This is a genomic window from Pseudomonas khorasanensis (assembly GCF_014268505.2).
GTDB lineage: Bacteria > Pseudomonadota > Gammaproteobacteria > Pseudomonadales > Pseudomonadaceae > Aquipseudomonas > Aquipseudomonas khorasanensis.
Genome location: NZ_JABWQP020000015.1, coordinates 31533 through 47155, shown reverse-complemented (window position 1 = coordinate 47155; position 15623 = coordinate 31533). Strand labels below are relative to the sequence as shown.

At 60.2% G+C, this 15623-nt stretch carries 15 protein-coding genes; 4 read left to right on the top strand and 11 right to left on the bottom strand.

The window, feature by feature from the left end; genetic code table 11:
• The first annotated feature begins 6 nt into the window (after nt 1–6).
• Complete coding sequence (locus tag HU727_RS22765; protein WP_186533902.1) at nt 7–807, top strand: sulfite exporter TauE/SafE family protein; 801 nt, start codon at nt 7–9, stop codon at nt 805–807.
• Between the two features lie 110 nt (nt 808–917).
• Here HU727_RS22765 and HU727_RS22760 read toward each other — a convergent pair whose 3' ends face one another.
• The 6 genes from HU727_RS22760 to HU727_RS22735 all read right to left on the bottom strand — a co-directional run bounded on the left by HU727_RS22760 (nt 918) and on the right by HU727_RS22735 (nt 7164).
• Nucleotides 918–2198, bottom strand: a complete 1281-nt coding sequence (locus HU727_RS22760) for a TRAP transporter large permease (protein ID WP_186533903.1) — start codon at nt 2196–2198, stop codon at nt 918–920.
• Nucleotides 2198–2725, bottom strand: coding sequence for a TRAP transporter small permease (locus HU727_RS22755; protein ID WP_186533904.1), 528 nt, complete (start codon nt 2723–2725; stop codon nt 2198–2200). Before HU727_RS22755 ends, HU727_RS22760 begins: the two co-directional genes overlap by 1 nt.
• A gap of 75 nt (nt 2726–2800) precedes the next feature.
• A complete protein-coding gene (locus HU727_RS22750) occupies nt 2801–3772 on the bottom strand; it encodes a TRAP transporter substrate-binding protein (RefSeq protein WP_186533905.1) in 972 nt (323 codons plus the stop codon).
• Nucleotides 3773–3833: 61 nt separating this feature from the next.
• On the bottom strand, nt 3834–4727 hold the full coding sequence (locus HU727_RS22745) for an SMP-30/gluconolactonase/LRE family protein (RefSeq protein WP_186533945.1): 894 nt from the start codon (nt 4725–4727) through the stop codon (nt 3834–3836).
• A gap of 43 nt (nt 4728–4770) precedes the next feature.
• Nucleotides 4771–5595 (bottom strand): NAD-dependent epimerase/dehydratase family protein, encoded by an 825-nt coding sequence (locus HU727_RS22740; RefSeq protein ID WP_186533906.1) that lies wholly within the window; start codon nt 5593–5595, stop codon nt 4771–4773.
• A 273-nt stretch (nt 5596–5868) separates the two neighbouring features.
• A complete protein-coding gene (locus HU727_RS22735; protein ID WP_186533907.1) occupies nt 5869–7164 on the bottom strand; it encodes an OprD family porin in 1296 nt (431 codons plus the stop codon).
• 308 nt (nt 7165–7472) lie between these two features.
• Here HU727_RS22735 and HU727_RS22730 point away from each other — a divergent pair, with 308 nt between their 5' ends.
• A complete protein-coding gene (locus HU727_RS22730) occupies nt 7473–9128 on the top strand; it encodes an MFS transporter (protein ID WP_186533908.1) in 1656 nt (551 codons plus the stop codon).
• On the top strand, nt 9125–10267 hold the full coding sequence (locus tag HU727_RS22725; protein ID WP_186533909.1) for an HlyD family secretion protein: 1143 nt from the start codon (nt 9125–9127) through the stop codon (nt 10265–10267). The genes HU727_RS22730 and HU727_RS22725 overlap by 4 nt, the downstream gene beginning before the upstream one ends.
• A gap of 26 nt (nt 10268–10293) precedes the next feature.
• Here the strand turns inward: HU727_RS22725 and HU727_RS22720 are convergent, their stop codons facing one another.
• Nucleotides 10294–10488 carry a hypothetical protein gene (locus HU727_RS22720; RefSeq protein ID WP_186533910.1) on the bottom strand — a complete coding sequence of 65 codons (195 nt, stop codon included), beginning with the start codon at nt 10486–10488 and terminating at the stop codon, nt 10294–10296.
• Nucleotides 10489–10595: 107 nt separating this feature from the next.
• On the opposite strand from HU727_RS22720, the gene thpR reads away from it, so the two are divergent.
• Nucleotides 10596–11135 carry an RNA 2',3'-cyclic phosphodiesterase gene (gene thpR / locus HU727_RS22715; protein ID WP_186533911.1) on the top strand — a complete coding sequence of 180 codons (540 nt, stop codon included), beginning with the start codon at nt 10596–10598 and terminating at the stop codon, nt 11133–11135.
• Between the two features lie 169 nt (nt 11136–11304).
• Here thpR and HU727_RS22710 read toward each other — a convergent pair whose 3' ends face one another.
• The 4 genes from HU727_RS22710 to HU727_RS22695 all read right to left on the bottom strand — a co-directional run bounded on the left by HU727_RS22710 (nt 11305) and on the right by HU727_RS22695 (nt 15489).
• Nucleotides 11305–12402: a polyamine ABC transporter substrate-binding protein gene (locus HU727_RS22710; protein WP_186533912.1), complete on the bottom strand. Its 1098-nt coding sequence runs from the start codon at nt 12400–12402 to the stop codon at nt 11305–11307.
• A gap of 164 nt (nt 12403–12566) precedes the next feature.
• Complete coding sequence (locus HU727_RS22705) at nt 12567–13439, bottom strand: ABC transporter permease subunit (RefSeq protein ID WP_186533913.1); 873 nt, start codon at nt 13437–13439, stop codon at nt 12567–12569.
• A complete protein-coding gene (locus HU727_RS22700) occupies nt 13436–14350 on the bottom strand; it encodes an ABC transporter permease subunit (RefSeq protein WP_186533914.1) in 915 nt (304 codons plus the stop codon). Before HU727_RS22700 ends, HU727_RS22705 begins: the two co-directional genes overlap by 4 nt.
• Nucleotides 14347–15489: an ABC transporter ATP-binding protein gene (locus tag HU727_RS22695; RefSeq protein WP_186533915.1), complete on the bottom strand. Its 1143-nt coding sequence runs from the start codon at nt 15487–15489 to the stop codon at nt 14347–14349. Before HU727_RS22695 ends, HU727_RS22700 begins: the two co-directional genes overlap by 4 nt.
• Nucleotides 15490–15623: the final 134 nt, after the last annotated feature.

The window sequence follows — 15623 nt, the reverse complement described above, 5'->3', positions numbered from 1 at the left end:
TCCCCTATGTTGCTGGCAAGTCTGTTTGGCGTGGTGATGGGGCTGGTGCTCGGGTTGACCGGGGCCGGCGGCGGGATTCTCGCGGTGCCGGCGCTGGTGCTCGGGCTTGGCTGGACGATGACGCAAGCGGCGCCGGTGGCGTTGTTTGCGGTCGGCAGCGCAGCGGCGGTCGGCGCGATCGACGGTTTGCGTCATGGGCTTGTGCGCTATCGGGCAGCGCTGTTGATCGCGGCGCTGGGCGCGGTGTTTTCGCCGCTGGGTATCCACTTCGCGCATCAATTGCCCGAGAAGATCCTGATGATTTTGTTCAGTCTGCTGATGGTCATGGTCGCCTGGCGCATGCTTCGGCGTGAACGTCAGCAGGCGGGGCCGAGCGATCACGGGCACGCCAGTTGGGGTCAGAAAAACTGCATGCTCGATGAACAGACCGGGCGTTTCGACTGGACCGCCAAATGCACCGCGACGCTGGCGGCATTGGGCGCGGTGACCGGGGTGGTGTCAGGCTTGCTCGGTGTCGGTGGCGGCTTTCTGATTGTGCCGGCGTTCAAGCAACTGACCGACGTGCAGATGCGCGGCATCGTCGCGACGTCGTTGATGGTGATCAGCCTGATTTCCGCCATCGGGGTGATTGGTGCGTTCCATGCCGGCGTGCGAATCGACAGCCTGGGGGCGTCGTTCATTGTCGCCAGCGTGGTCGGTATGATCATCGGTCGCAAGCTGTGTGCGAGGGTGCCGGCGCGGGCGTTGCAGGTGGGATTTGCCAGTGTGTGTCTGGTGGTGGCGGGGTACATGCTGTTTCGCGCTTGAAGCAAAACCTGTGGCGAGGGAGCTTGCTCCCGCTGGACTGCGCAGCAGGCCCTTAAAGAGCGGCCGCTGCGCGCCCGAGCGGGAGCAAGCTCCCTCGCCACAAATAAGCGTTACAACACCAGGTTAGGCAACCACAGCGACAGTGCCGGCACGTAGGTCACCAGCATCAACACCATGAACAGCACCGCGTAGAAGGGCAGCAGCGCTTTGACGGTGCTTTCAATGCTGACCTTGCCGATGGCGGAGCCGACGAATAGCACCGCGCCCACGGGCGGTGTTATCAATCCGATCCCCAGGTTGACCAGCATGATCATGCCGAACTGCACCGGATCGACGCCGATGTCGAGAATCACCGGCATCAGGATCGGCGTGAGGATGAGAATCAGCGGCGCCATGTCCATCACAGTGCCGAGCATCAGCAGCATGACGTTGATGCACATCAGGATCACGTAGCGATTGTCCGACAGGGTCAGGAACATCGTGGTGATCTTCGCCGGGATCTGCATCAGCGTCATGATGTAGCCGAAGCTGGCGGCGAAGCCGATCAGGATCATCACGATGGAGATGGTGCGCACCGTGCGGTGCATCAGCTTGGGCAGTTCACGCCACTTGTAGTCGCGGTAGATGAACATGGTCACGAAGAACGACCACAGCACGGCGATAGCGGCCGATTCGGTGGCAGTGAAGATGCCGGAGAGAATACCGCCGAGGATGATCACCATCGCCATCAGGCCCCAGAGGGCTTCGCCGACGATTTTCAGCGCCTGGCGCATCGGGATCACTTCGCCCTTGGGGTAGTTGCGCTTTTTCGCGAAGATCAGGCACAGCACCATCAGGCACGCGCTCATCAGCAAGCCCGGCACGATGCCCGCCATGAACAGCGAGGCGATCGAAACGGTACCGCCGGCAGCCAGGGAGTAGAGCACCGAGTTATGGCTTGGCGGGGTCAGCAGGGCCTGCACCGAACCGCTGACGGTCACGGCGGTGGAGAAGTCGCGCGGATAACCCTTGCGCTCCATTTCCGGAATCAGCACCGAACCCACCGACGCCGTGTCGGCCACCGACGAACCGGAGATCGCGCCGAAGAAGGTCGAGGCAACGATGTTGACCAGTGACAGGCCGCCACGCACGAAGCCCACCATCACACCGGCGCACGCCACCAACCGGCGCGACATGCCGCCTTCGGCCATGATCGCGCCGGCCAGCACGAAGAACGGAATGGCCAGCAGTGAGAATTTGTTCACCCCGCCCGCCACCTGAATCATTACGGCCTGGAAGGGGATGTCGATCCACCACGCACCGATCAGGGCGGCGGCGCCGAGGGCGTAGGCGACCGGCATGCCGATCAGGATCAATACGATAAAACTGCCCAGCAGAATTAGAGCGTCCATTAAACGGCACCTTCACTTTCTTCAACCAGATCGAACTGCACGACCCGACGTTTGCTCTGGTCACCCAGAAAGAGTTTTTCCAGGACGAAAACCAGGGTCAGCAAACCGCCCACGGGAATCGGCAAATAGGTCACGCCCACACGCAGGGTGGGCAGGGACGCCATGAACTGGTTCCAGGTGGACATGCACAATTTGAATCCCCAGATCGTCATGAAGATGCAGATCAGGGCCATCAGCAATTGGGAAAAAATTGACGCTGCGTTCCGCAGATGCGGTGGCATGCGGTCGGTCAACATGGCCACGGCCATGTGCGCGCCGGCGCGGTAGCTGGCAGCGGCGCCAATGAAGGTGAACACGATCATCAGCAGGATGGCCGTGGGCTCGGGCCAGCTCGAGCCGGTGCCGAGCACGTAGCGGGCAAACACGCCCCAGGGAATCATCAGGGAAACTGCCAGAACGGAAAGGCCGGCCACCCAGATGCACGTCATGTAGATCTTATCGTTGATACGCAGCAGCAAATTCTTCATCGGGTTTCACCGTAACCGGGCGCGCCTGAACTTCAGGCGCGCCGGGCCTTTTTCATGAATACGGAACAGGAGGCGTTACTTGACGTCTTCGATACGCTTGATCAGGTCGGCATACGGCGCGCCATACTTGGCCCGCACTGGGGCCGTGGCGTCGTAGAAGGGTTTCTTGTCGACCGTGATGAACTCGACGCCGGCGGCCTTGAGTTTTTCCTCACTGGCGCTGGACTTCGCGTCCCACAGCACACGCTCCTCGGCCTGGGCGGCCTTGGCGGCTTTCTTGACCAGCGTCTGTTGATCCGGGGTCAGTTTCTCCCAGGTGATTTTCGACATCACGATCGGCTCTGGCAGAATCAGGTGACCGGTCAGGCTGTAAAACTTGGCGTTCTGGTAGTGGTTGTGTTCGAGCAGGGTCGGCGGGTTGTTTTCCGCGCCGTCGATCACGCCGGTCTGCAGGGCGCTGAAGATTTCGCCGGTGTCCATGGCGATACCGTTGGCACCCATGGCGTTCATCATCTCGATGAACATCGGGTTGCCCTGGACGCGAATTTTCATGCCCTTGAGGTCTTCGAGCTTGCGCACCGGTTTCTTGGTGTAGATGTTGCGCGTGCCGCCGTCCATCCAGGCCAGGGCCACCAGGCCGAATTCGGAGTTGGTGATCTTGTCGAGGATCGCATCGCCGACTTCGCCGTCGATCACGTTACGCATGTGCTGTTGGTCACGGAAGATGAACGGCATGTTGAAGACGTTCACGTCCGGTACGACAGGGCCGACGATTCCCAGGCTGACCCGGGACATCTGTATCGCGCCAACTTGCATCTGCTCGATGACTTCCTTTTCAGAGCCCAGCACACCGCCTGGAAAGTACTTGAAGGTCAGCTCGCCATTGGTCTCTTTGGTCAGCATTTTGCCCATGCTTTCTTCCGCCACCGTGGTTGGATAACCCTTGGGGTGGATGTCGGCGACTTTAAGTTCCAGTGCCTGAGCGGCGCCAGCGAGGGTAAACATCAGCGGGAGTGCAGCGGCGAGCAAGGTGCGTTTGAAGTTCATGGGGGTGAGTCTCCAGTCTTGTTATTTTTGTGTTCAAGGCGCAGCGGTGCAGCAGAGGGTCTTAAGGCAAATCGTTGAACGTTGGCTCCGCAAGGCCTTTGACGCCGGGCTTCAGGGCGAACACGCCGCCGGCCAGGGATTGCGGATCGTGGTCGTCGCCGGGACGAATCGAGGCGACAAACAGGGTGTCCATGTTGCTGCCGCCGAAGGCGCACATCGTCGGTTTCTTCACCGGTACTTCGAGCGAGAAATCGAGGCGGCCGTCCGGGGCAAAGCGGTGAATCAGTCCGGCGTCGTTGGCGCAGATCCAGTAGCAGCCTTGCGCATCCACGGCGGCGCCGTCGGGACGGCCAGGAAAGTGATTCATGTCGACGAAGACGCGGCGGTTCGACGGCGTGCCGGTCTCGGTGTCGTAATCGAACGCCCAGATCAGTTGCACGTCGGGGTGCGAATCTGACAGGTACATGGTTTTTCCGTCCGGGCTGAAGCCCAGGCCGTTGGGCACGATGAACCCGTCGAGTTGCGCCTCGATCACACCGGACTGCCCGGCGCCGTAGCGATAAAGCCGGCCTTCGGGCGCGTTCAGGCCCATGTTGAGGACCATGCTCCCCGCCCAGAAACGACCCTGACGGTCGCAACGACCATCGTTGAGGCGCATGTCGGCGCGGCTGTGCTCCACGGTGGCGAGCAATTCGCTGTCGAGGCTGCCGTCGCTGTGCGGGTGCAAACAGAAGAAACCGGTTTCCATGCCGGCGACCCACCCACCCGCGCTGTGGCGAGCGATGCACGCGAGCATTTGCGGGGCTTTCCACGACGCGACGTGACCGGTGTCGGCGCTCCAGCGTTGCAGTCCGCCGTTGGGGATATCGACCCAATACAGCGCGTTTTCCTCAGGCACCCAGACCGGGCTTTCACCCACTGCGTTGCGGGCGTCGACGATCAATTCGGCTTGCATACTCATTCCCTTGGTTCTTGTTGGAGGGGATCAAGTGGAACGCTCAGTCGCCGAACGGGCCTGCAGCCACGAAGGCGCCGCCTTGATAGATCCGAGCCGGGTCATCGGCGGCCGGCATCGGCTGCGCTTCGACTTTGTCGCGGAACACTTCCGAGCTGTCCTTCGCTTCAAAGCCGAGGTGGCTGGCGTAGCGGTTGTCCCACCAGACATCCTTGTTATCGGACATGCCGTAGACCACGGTGTGACCGACGTTCGGCGTGTACAGCGAGCGTTCGATCAGCTGCGTGAGGTCGTCGAAGCTCAGCCAGGTGTGCATCATCCGGCGGTTCTGCGGCTCGGGGAACGAGGAGCCGATGCGGATGCTGACGGTTTCGATGCCATAGCGGTCGAAGTAGAAACTGGCCATGTCTTCGCCGTAGGACTTGGACAAGCCGTAGTAACCGTCGGGACGGCGCGCGGAGGTGGCGTCGAGTTTTTCGTCCTGTTTATAGAAACCAATGACGTGGTTGGAGCTGGCAAAAATCACGCGCTTCACGCCATGTCGCCGCGCTGCTTCGTAGATGTGGAAAACGCCGCTGATGTTGGCGCCGAGGATCTCTTCGAACGGCCGCTCAACCGAAACGCCGCCGAAATGCAGGATCGCATCGACGCCATCGACCAGTTGATGCACGGCTTGCTTGTCGGCCAGATCGCAGACGACGATCTCTTCGTGTTCATCGCGGGCCGGTTCAAGGGCGGCGATGTCGGACAGGCGCAGGACATTGGCGTAAGGACGCATGCGTTCGCGCAGAACTTTGCCCAGCCCGCCGGCAGCACCGGTTAGCAGAAGGCGATTGAATGGAGCGCGGGGGGTAGAAGTAGACGTCATGGCAATCCCTGAACACGTTGTTATTAGGTTTGTTGTAGGTTGTCGTATGACTGCGCTGAAGTATCGTTAGGGTTTCTGGATCTTGTCAACGCGACTTTGGGTGTAGATGACGGAAGGGCGGGTTGGTTTTCAACACCCGACACCCGCCGTGCAATGCAGTCCCCTGTGGGAGCGAGCCTGCTCGCGAAGGCGGTGTGCCAGTTACAAACAATCAACTGGTCTGGCGCTTTCGCGAGCAGGCTCGCTCCCGCAGGGTGGTGATTCGGTAACGCCTTACAACAACGAAATCGGATAGCTGATAAAGATCCGGTTCTCATCGAACTCGTTGGTGCTGAAGTCGCGGCGGATGGTCGCGTTGCGCCATTTCACGTTTAGGCTTTTCAGCGGCCCGCTCTGTACGGTGTAGGCCAGTTCCGATTCGCGGCCCCATTCCTTGCCATCGTTGGTGGTGGCGGTGTGCACGTTATCGCCACTGATGTAGCGGTTCATCAGGGTCAGGCCAGGCACGCCGAGAGCGGCAAAATTATAGTCGTGACGCAACTGCCAGGAGCGCTCTTTGGCGTTGTCGTAACTGGCGTTGTAGCTATCGTTGGCCAGCGTGCCGCCGCTGGTGCCGTTGACCCGCATCCAGGCATCGTCGCCGGTGAGTTTCTGCAAGCCGACGTAGAACGTGTTGCCGCCGTATTTGGCTGACAGCAGGGCGAACGCGGTTTTGTTGTCGAGATCGCCGGCCTGGGCGCTGCCATCCTCCTTGCCGGTGAAGAAACCGAGGTTGGCACCCAGCGTCCAGTCGCCCATGGGCTGGCTGTGGCTGAGGTTGAAATATTGCTGCTGATAGATATCAGTGAGTTCGGCGTACCACACGCCGACCATGGTGCGTTTTTCGTTGAAGCTGTATTCGCCGCCGCCGAAGTTGAAGCGATCGGAAGTGAACGCGCCCCGGCCGTTCATCGACATGTCTTCCATGCTGGCGTCGTTGCGCGGGCTGTTACCGCGGAACTGGCCGCCGTAAACGGTCAGGCCGTTGATCTCGGTGGAGGTGATCTGGCCGCCGCGGAATGTCTGCGGCAGGGAACGGCCATCATCGGAACGCAGGATCGGCAGCACCGGCATCCATTCGCCGACCTTCAATTCAGTTTTCGAAACTTTCGCTTTCAACGCTACGCCGAGGCGACCGAAGTTGTCTGCCGGCCGGCCGTCGTCGTGAATCGGCAGCAGCTGTGTGCCGCCGGTGCCTTTGCCGCCATCAAGTTTCTGCGAGTACATGCCCAGGATGTCGAGACCGAAACCTACCGTGCCCTGGGTGAAGCCGGATTTGGCGTCGAGGATGAAGTTCTGCGTCCACTCTTCAGCCTTGCCTTGCGGGTTGGCCGGGTTGACGAAGTTACGGTTGAAATAGGCATTGCGCAGGTTCAGCGTGGCTTTGCTGTCCTCGAGGAACCCTTCGGCCTCGGCGCTCATCGGCACAGCCAAGGCAAGGCTGCTGTAGCCGATCAGGCTGAAGGCGACGCGTGGACGAGTGACGGAAAAACGGGAAGGGCGGACGGAATTGCGGTCGAGTGTGCTCACTGTGACGCTCCCTGGATCGATTGTTGTTTTTATTATTTGTCATACGTCGTCGTACAACATGGATGCGGATATTTCCCAGATTTTCAGGGAATGTCAACTGGAAGTTATACGACGACTCCCGGCGCGACGCCGGCCCCTGTGGGAGCGAGCCTGCTCGCGAATGCAGACTTTCATCCAATGAAGTTGTCGACTGACACAGCGCTTTCGCGAGCAGGCTCGCTCCCACAGGGTTCCTTGGTGTCCGTCGAGTCGTGTGTTGCCAGTGAAATTGCGGCAAACTTCCCTCACCCCCAGCACCAGGCCGATCCATGGATAAATACGCCCCGCGCAACTGGCAGCCTCACGAAAAGCCAAGCCTGCCCGGTTCCCCCTCGACACCGTTGCACTCCACGCCAAAACGCCTGGCGTATGCGGCGGTCGGTGTGCTGGTCGCCGTGACGGGTGGTTTGGGTAATTCGCTGGTGGTAGCCAATCTGCCTTATCTGCAAGGCTCGCTCGGCGCGACCACGGCGGAGATGGCCTGGCTGCCGGCGGCCTATGTAATGACCAACGTGTCGATGAACCTGCTGCTGGTGAAGTTTCGCCAGCAGTTCGGTTTGCGCGCGTTCACCGAAGTATTTCTCGTGCTGTACGCGCTGGTGACCTTCGGCCACTTGTTCGTCAACGATTTGAATTCCGCGGTGGCGGTGCGTGCTGCGCACGGCATGGTCGGCGCGGCGCTGACTTCGCTGGGGCTGTATTACATGGTTCAGGCGTTTCCGGCGAAGTGGCGGCTGAAGGCGCTGGTGCTCGGCCTCGGCACGTCCCAATTGGCGCTGCCGCTGGCGAGGCTGTTTTCCGAAGACCTTTTGCAGATCGCCGAATGGCGCGGACTGTACCTGTTCGAATTGGGCATGGCGTTGCTCTCGCTCGGTTGCGTGTTGCTGCTCAAGCTACCGCCCGGTGATCGCTTCAAGACCTTTGAAAAACTCGACTTTCTGACCTTCGCAATCCTCGCCACAGGCGTCGCATTATTGTGCGCAGTGCTGTCGCTGGGACGCATCGACTGGTGGCTGGAAGCCGACTGGATCGGCATTGCACTGGCGTGCTCGATTGCGTTGATCATCATGGGGCTGGCCATCGAACATAACCGCAGCAACCCGATGCTGATGACCCGTTGGCTCGGCAGCGGGGCGATGGTGCGGCTGGCGTTGGCGGTGGTGCTGATTCGCATGGTCACCTCCGAGCAATCCACCGGCGCGGTCGGCTTCATGCAGAACCTCAACATGAGCAGTCAGCAATTGCACAGCCTGTATGTGGTCATGTTGCTGGGCAGCGTCGCCGGGTTGCTGATCAGCGCCCTGACCATCAACCCCAAGCATCTGCTGATGCCGCTGATCATCTCGTTGGCGCTGATGGCCACGGGCTCGGTGATGGACAGTTTTTCCAACAACCTGACCCGCCCCGAAAACCTTTATTTCAGCCAGTTCCTGCTGGCGTTCGGCAGTACGTTTTTCCTTGGCCCGACCATGGTTCTGGGCACGCGTAACGTACTGACCAATCCGCGTAATCTGATCAGCTTCTCCGTCCTGTTCGGGATCTGCAATAACCTCGGTGGTCTGCTGGGCGCAGCACTGCTGGGCACGTTCCAGATCGTGCGCGAGAAGTTTCATTCCAGCCACATCGTCGACCATCTGGTGATGTCCGATCCATTAGTGGCCGCACGGGTGCAAAGCGGCGGCTCGGCCTTCGGTTCGCTGCTCGCCGACCCGAGCCTGCGTAACCTGGCGGGTATTCGCAGCCTGGCCAATGCCGCGACGCGTGAAGCGAACGTGTTGGCCTATAACGATGTCTTCATGCTGATCGCGGTGATTGCAGTGCTGACCATGATCTGGATTTCGATCCGGGCACTGTGGCTGATGAGCACCACCAAAACCGTCGAACCGACACCCACCGGACCTTCCAGCGGCGCTACTTCTTCATGACCGAACCGACCACCACGACCACCAATGCCATTGCCGCCACGCCCGAAGGTGAAGCGCCGCCGTCAGCACCCAACACAGAGCCGCGTTCATTGCGGGTGCGGATTATTTCTTCACTGGGGTTCGCGGCGATTGCCATCGTCGGGGTATTGGTCGTGTTGTACGCCTGGCAACTGCCGCCGTTCAGCAGCGCCGTCGAAACCACCGAAAACGCCTTGGTCCGCGGGCAGGTGACGATCATCGGGCCGCAACTGAGCGGCTATGTATTTGAGGTGCCGGTGCAGGACTTTCAGTACGTCAAGGCCGGGGATTTGCTGGTGCGCCTGGACGACCGCATTTACCAGCAACGCCTCGATCAGGCACTGGCGCAACTGGCTGTGCAAAAGGGTGCGCTGGCCAACGTTGTGCAGCAACGCAACAGCGCCGAGGCGACAATAAAATTGCGTCAGGCAGTCTTGGCCGACAGTCAGGCGCAGTTGCGCAAGAGCGAAGCGGACCTTCGTCGAAATCAGGAGTTGGTGCGTGACGGTTCGGTTTCCAAACGTGAATTCGACGTGACCCTGGCCGCCGACGCGCAGACGACGGCGGCGGTGGCACAGGCCAGGGCCAATCTGGAAATCGCCCGCCAGGACCTGCAGACGGTGATCGTCAATCGCGGCTCGCTGGAGGCGGCGGTGGCCAGCGCTGAAGCGGCGGTGCAACTGGCGCGGATCGACCTGTCGAATACGCGGATTGTCGCCCCGCGCGACGGCCAGCTTGGCCAGATCGGCGTGCGCCTCGGTGCCTACGTCAACTCCGGTGCGCAGCTGATGGCGTTGGTGCCGGATCAGAAATGGGTGATCGCCAATATGAAGGAAACCCAAATGGCCAACGTGCGTGTCGGGCAACCGGTGCGCTTTACCGTCGATGCCTTGAATCACCGAAAATTCACTGGCCACGTGCAGCATATTTCACCGGGCACCGGCTCGGAGTTTGCGCTGCTGCAGGCCGACAACGCCACCGGCAACTTCGTCAAGATCGCCCAGCGCGTGCCGGTGCGCATCACCATCGATCCCGACCAGCAGGAGCAAGAACGCCTGCGGCCGGGCATGTCGGTGGTGGTGAGCATCGACACCGCAGCGGGCGATACGCAGCATCACTGACAGGCACATTTGCAATGCAGGAGTGTTCACTCGGGCGAGGGGGTGATGCGGCAACCCTTGCGGTTGCGAATCTGCTCGTCGGTGGGCCTCTCGCGCACGAATTCGAAGCGCGGCTCGCCTTCGCTGTAATGCACCAGCCAGCCCCATTCCAGTTCGCTTTCGTCCTGTCCGGGATGTGGTGGCCGGGCCCACCAGGGTTCTTTGCTGAGGATCTCGCGCATGGCAGCCTCCGGTTGTTGGCAATCCTTGAACTATAGCTTCCTGTCGCAAGTCGTCAGAACAGGCTGTGTAGAATCGGCTGGGTCATGACAGAAAAAGGGGCAGGGCGATGATTGATCAGGTGCGCAAGGATGAACCGTCGAAGCGGCTGTTTTTCGCTCTGGACTGCCCTCCGGTGCAACGCAAGGCGATTGCGCAATGGCGCTCGGAATTGGGGTTGCGAACCGGCAAACCGGTGCCGGCGGATAATTTCCATCTGACCCTGCTGTTTCTCGGCGCGGTGCCGCTGGCGCAGATCCATGGCGTCTGCGAAGCAGCGAACAGTGTGCGCACGCCGGGCGAAGCGTTGAGGGTTTCGCTGGATCGATTGCAGGTCTGGCATCGTGCAGGTGTCTTGTCACTGGCACCCGAGCAGGCACCGCCGGCGTTATTGCGCCTGGTCTACGCGCTGGAGCAGGCGATGTTGCCGTTCGGCTTCGAAGAAGCAAGCCGTGAGTTTCGTCCCCATTTGACCCTCGCTCGGGAGTACCGCGCGCCGGAGCCAGAAGTGGCCACACCGCCGGAGTTTTCTCTGCGCGCCGAACGCTTCGCCTTGTTCGAATCGCACAAGGGTCGCTATAGGGTTTTACAGGACTGGTCACTGATCTGACCTGACAAAAAAAGGCGCCCGAAGGCGCCTGCAAAGTCACCCGAGCCGAGGGAGCCAGGTGAGTCCGTTCAGAGCGAGGGTGCAGCGGTGGTAAGGCGCTGCGTGAACGGGAAACCTTTGGTTCTTGCGATCGTTCCCATGCGGAGCACAGGAACGATCGGTGTACTGATCATTTACCGAGTTTCACCCGGGTCCAACCGCGGGTCATGATCCGCTGCGTCGCAATCGGCTGATCCGGCACGGCATACAACGTCGCCATTACCGCTTGCGACGGATACGACCCCGGGTCGTTGCGGATCGCCTCATCCACCAGTGGCGTGGCGGCGGCGTTGGCATTGCTGTAGCCGTTGCTGTTGGTGATCTCGGCGATGATGTCCGGGCGCATCAGGAAGTCCATGAACAGGTAAGCATTGTCGACGTTCGCTGCATCGCGCGGAATGGCGACCATGTCATAGAAACTGCCGGCACCTTCCTTGGGAATGCTGTAGTCGATCACCACGTTGTTGCCGGATTCCGCCGCGCGGGCCTTGGCCTGCAGCACGTCGCCGGAGTAACCGACCGCCACGCAGATGTTGCCGTTGGCCAGATCGGAGATGTATTTCGATGAATGGAAATACGCCACGTATGGGCGGATTTTCATGAACAAGGCTTCGGCTTCGGCGATGTGCGCCTTGTCCTTGTCGTTCACCGGGTAGCCCAGATAGTGCAGGGCGGCCGGAAGCATTTCGGTCGGTGAGTCGAGGAAACTGATGCCGCAGGCTTTGAGTTTATCGGCGTTCCCGGGCTTGAACAGCAAATCCCAGGAATCGGTCGGGGCGTTGGCGCCGAGCACTTCCCTGACCTTGGCCGGGTTGAAGCCGATGCCGATCGAACCCCACAGGTACGGGAACGCATGGGCGTTGTCCGGATCACTGGCGGCGGCGTTTTTCAGCAGTACCGGGTTGAGATTCTTCCAGTTCGGCAGCTTTGATTTGTCCAGCGGCTGGTAGACGCCGGCCTTGATCTGTTTGGCCAGGAAACTGTTGGACGGCACCACGATGTCGTAGCCGGATTTACCCGCCAGCAAGCGGGCTTCAAGGGTTTCGTTGCTGTCGAAAACGTCGTACGTCACGCGAATGCCGGTTTCGTCTTCAAACTTTTTCACGGTGTCCGGTGCGATGTAGTCGGACCAGTTGTAAACGCGCAGCACCTTGTCGTTGGCCTGGGCGCCCATGACCATTGCGCCCATTAAGGACAGTGTCAGCAGAGTCCTGCCAAACATATTCATCGGTACAACTCCCTTCTTTTTATTCAAAAACACAAAACAGGTGTACACAAAACCTTGTGGCGAGGGAGCTTGCTCCCGCTGGGCTGCGCAGCGGCCCCGAAAATCCTGTGAGCGCTACGCACTCAAGCGCGAGCAAGCTCCCTCGCCACACATGCGGTGCTGCATCAAACAGTGGCGGCGCGTTGCGGCTGCCATGCCTCATTCGCGGTCTGATCCATCGCTTCCTGAATCGCCCGCTTGCGGTTGGCTTCGGCCTTGCGGCTGAAGTACCAGACCAGAAACGTCACCAGCGACACCGCCAGCAGAATCAGACTCGCCACGGCATTGATCTCAGGCTTAACGCCCAGGCGCACTGCCGAGAACACTTCCATCGGCAGGGTGGTGGAACCCGGCCCGGAAACGAAGCTCGCCAGCACCAGATCATCCAGCGACAAGGCGAACGACATCATCCCGCCCGCCGCCAGCGACGGCGCGATCATCGGAATGGTGATCAGGAAAAATACCTTGAACGGCTTGGCGCCAAGATCCATCGCCGCTTCTTCGATCGACAGATCCAGCTCACGCAGGCGCGCGGAGACTACCACCGCCACGTAGGCTGCACAAAAGGTGGTGTGGGCGATCCAGATCGTGACGATGCCGCGCTCCTGCGGCCAGCCGATCAGCTGCGCCATCGCCACGAACAGCAGCAGCAGCGAAAGACCGGTGATCACTTCCGGCATCACCAGCGGCGCGGTGACCAGGCCGCCGAACAGCGTGCGGCCCTTGAAGCGCGTCACGCGGGTCAGCACGAATGCCGCCAGCGTGCCCAGCGCCACAGCCGCAATCGCGGTGTAGCAGGCGATTTCCAGCGAGCGCACCACCGAGCCCATCAGCTGCGTGTTGTCGAGCAGGCCGACGTACCACTTGATCGACCATCCGCCCCAGACCGTCACCAGTTTCGAGGCGTTGAACGAGTAGATCACCAGAATCAGCATCGGCAGATAGATGAACATCAACCCGAAGATCAGCATGAATCTGGAAAAATTGAAGCGTTTCATCCCCGTGCCTCCATCTCTTTGGCCTGGCTGCGGTTGAACAGCAGAATCGGCACAATCAGGATCAACAGCATCACCACTGCCAGGGCGGATGCCACCGGCCAGTCGCGGTTATTGAAAAACTCTTGCCACAGCACGCGTCCGATCATCAGGGTCTCCGGGCCACCCAACAGTTCGGGAATGACGAACTCACCGACCACGGGGATGAACACCAGCATGCAGCCCGCGATGATCCCGTTTTTTGCCAGCGGCACGGTGATTTTCCAGAAGTTGTTGAAGTTGCTCGAGCCCAGATCCTGCGCGGCTTCCAGCAAACTGTTGTCGTGCTTGACCAGATTGGCATAGAGCGGCAGGACCATGAACGGCAGATACGCGTACACGACCCCTATATAGACGGCGGTGTTGGTGTTGAGGATCTCGATCGGGTGATCGGTCAGCCCCGTCCACATCAGAAAGCCATTGAGCAAACCGTTGTTGCTGAGGATGCCCATCCAGGCGTACACGCGGATCAGGATTGCCGTCCAGGTCGGCATCATGATCAGCAGCAACAGGACGTTTTGCGTTTCCTTGCCGGTCTTGGTGATTGCGTAGGCCATCGGGAAACCGATCACCAGGCACATCAACGTGCTCAGGGCCGCGACCTTCAGCGAGCCGAGGTAGGCCGACAGGTAGAGCTGGTCTTCCCCGAGCAGTGTGTAGTTACCGATGTTCAGCAGCAGCTGGAATTTCTGTTCGGCGAAGGTGTAGATCTCCGAGTACGGCGGGATCGACAGCGCGGCTTCGGAGAAGCTGATCTTCATCACCAGAAAGAACGGCAGCATGAAAAACAGAAACAGCCAAATGAATGGAATGCCGATCACCAGTTTTCGTCCGCTGGGCACCAGGCGCAGGAATTGCTGATTGAAGGTTCTCATGAGCGCAGTACCACGCCGCTGTCGTCTTCCCACCACACGTAGACCGTGTCGTCCCAGGTCGGTCGCGCGCCACGGCGTTCGGCGTTGGCCATGAACGACTGGACAATTTTGCCGCCGGGCAATTCGACGTAGAAGACTGAGTGCCCGCCGAGGTAGGCGATGTCGTGCACCTTGCCTTCGGACCAGTTGTAGCGACTCTCGGGTCGGGTGGAGCTGACGAGCATTTTTTCCGGGCGGATCGCGTAGGTAATCGATTTGTCCTGCACCGACGTGCTGACGCCGTGCCCAACGTAGATCTTCTGCTGCAGGTCCGGGCTGTGAATGATTGCGTGGCCTTCGAGGTCTTCCACGACAGTCCCGTCGAAAGCGTTCACGTTGCCGATGAACTCGCAGACCATGCGACTGACCGGCGCTTCATAAATGTCGACAGGGCTGCCGATCTGCGCGATCCAGCCCAGGTGCATGATCGCGATGCGTTCGGCCATGGTCATGGCTTCTTCCTGATCGTGGGTGACCATCACGCAGGTCACGCCGACGCGCTCGATGATCTCGACCAGTTCAAGCTGCATTTGCGAACGCAGCTTCTTATCCAGCGCGCCCATCGGTTCATCCAGCAGCAGCAGCTTCGGGCGCTTGGCCAGCGAGCGGGCGAGGGCGACACGCTGGCGCTGACCGCCGGACAACTGATGCGGGCGCCGTTTGGCGTATTGTGTCATGTGCACCAGGCGCAGCATTTCGTCGACACGCGCCTCGATTTCACTGGCCGGCAAACGGTCCTGCTTCAAACCGAAGGCGATGTTCTGCGCGACGGTCATGTGTGGGAACAGCGCGTAGGACTGGAACATCATGTTGATCGGCCGCTCGTACGGCGGCATGTCGGTGATGTCCACGCCGTCGAGCAGAATCCGCCCCTCGGTCGGCCGCTCGAAACCGGCAAGCATGCGCAGCAGGGTCGATTTGCCCGAACCTGAACCGCCGAGCAGTGCGAAGATTTCGCCCTGATGGATCTCCAGGGACACATCGTCCACCGCGATGGTTTCGTCGAACTTTTTGGTGACACGATCGACTTTCACCAACACCTTTTTCGGTTGCTGATGACCTTCAAGTGCCTTCCTGTAAGCGCTGGAGGCGTTTGCCATGTGAAACTCCCAACAGGTTTCGTTTGCCTGGCCAACGTGGCCGGGCTTAAGTGGATTGCAAGCCTGTAAGTGCACCTGTAGGAGCTGCCGAAGGCTGCGATCTTTTGATTTTCTCAGGATCAAGATCAAAAGAT

What these genes read in the sequence shown, in the direction of transcription:
- HU727_RS22765 (WP_186533902.1), top strand. Translation starts at nt 7, where the DNA reads ATGTTGCTGGCAAGTCTGTTTGGCGTGGTGATGGGGCTGGTGCTCGGG.
- HU727_RS22760 (WP_186533903.1), bottom strand. Translation starts at nt 2,198, where the DNA reads ATGGACGCTCTAATTCTGCTGGGCAGTTTTATCGTATTGATCCTGATC.
- HU727_RS22755 (WP_186533904.1), bottom strand. Translation starts at nt 2,725, where the DNA reads ATGAAGAATTTGCTGCTGCGTATCAACGATAAGATCTACATGACGTGC.
- HU727_RS22750 (WP_186533905.1), bottom strand. Translation starts at nt 3,772, where the DNA reads ATGAACTTCAAACGCACCTTGCTCGCCGCTGCACTCCCGCTGATGTTT.
- HU727_RS22745 (WP_186533945.1), bottom strand. Translation starts at nt 4,727, where the DNA reads ATGCAAGCCGAATTGATCGTCGACGCCCGCAACGCAGTGGGTGAAAGC.
- HU727_RS22740 (WP_186533906.1), bottom strand. Translation starts at nt 5,595, where the DNA reads ATGACGTCTACTTCTACCCCCCGCGCTCCATTCAATCGCCTTCTGCTA.
- HU727_RS22730 (WP_186533908.1), top strand. Translation starts at nt 7,473, where the DNA reads ATGGATAAATACGCCCCGCGCAACTGGCAGCCTCACGAAAAGCCAAGC.
- HU727_RS22725 (WP_186533909.1), top strand. Translation starts at nt 9,125, where the DNA reads ATGACCGAACCGACCACCACGACCACCAATGCCATTGCCGCCACGCCC.
- HU727_RS22720 (WP_186533910.1), bottom strand. Translation starts at nt 10,488, where the DNA reads ATGCGCGAGATCCTCAGCAAAGAACCCTGGTGGGCCCGGCCACCACAT.
- thpR (WP_186533911.1), top strand. Translation starts at nt 10,596, where the DNA reads ATGATTGATCAGGTGCGCAAGGATGAACCGTCGAAGCGGCTGTTTTTC.
- HU727_RS22710 (WP_186533912.1), bottom strand. Translation starts at nt 12,402, where the DNA reads ATGAATATGTTTGGCAGGACTCTGCTGACACTGTCCTTAATGGGCGCA.
- HU727_RS22705 (WP_186533913.1), bottom strand. Translation starts at nt 13,439, where the DNA reads ATGAAACGCTTCAATTTTTCCAGATTCATGCTGATCTTCGGGTTGATG.
- HU727_RS22700 (WP_186533914.1), bottom strand. Translation starts at nt 14,350, where the DNA reads ATGAGAACCTTCAATCAGCAATTCCTGCGCCTGGTGCCCAGCGGACGA.
- HU727_RS22695 (WP_186533915.1), bottom strand. Translation starts at nt 15,489, where the DNA reads ATGGCAAACGCCTCCAGCGCTTACAGGAAGGCACTTGAAGGTCATCAG.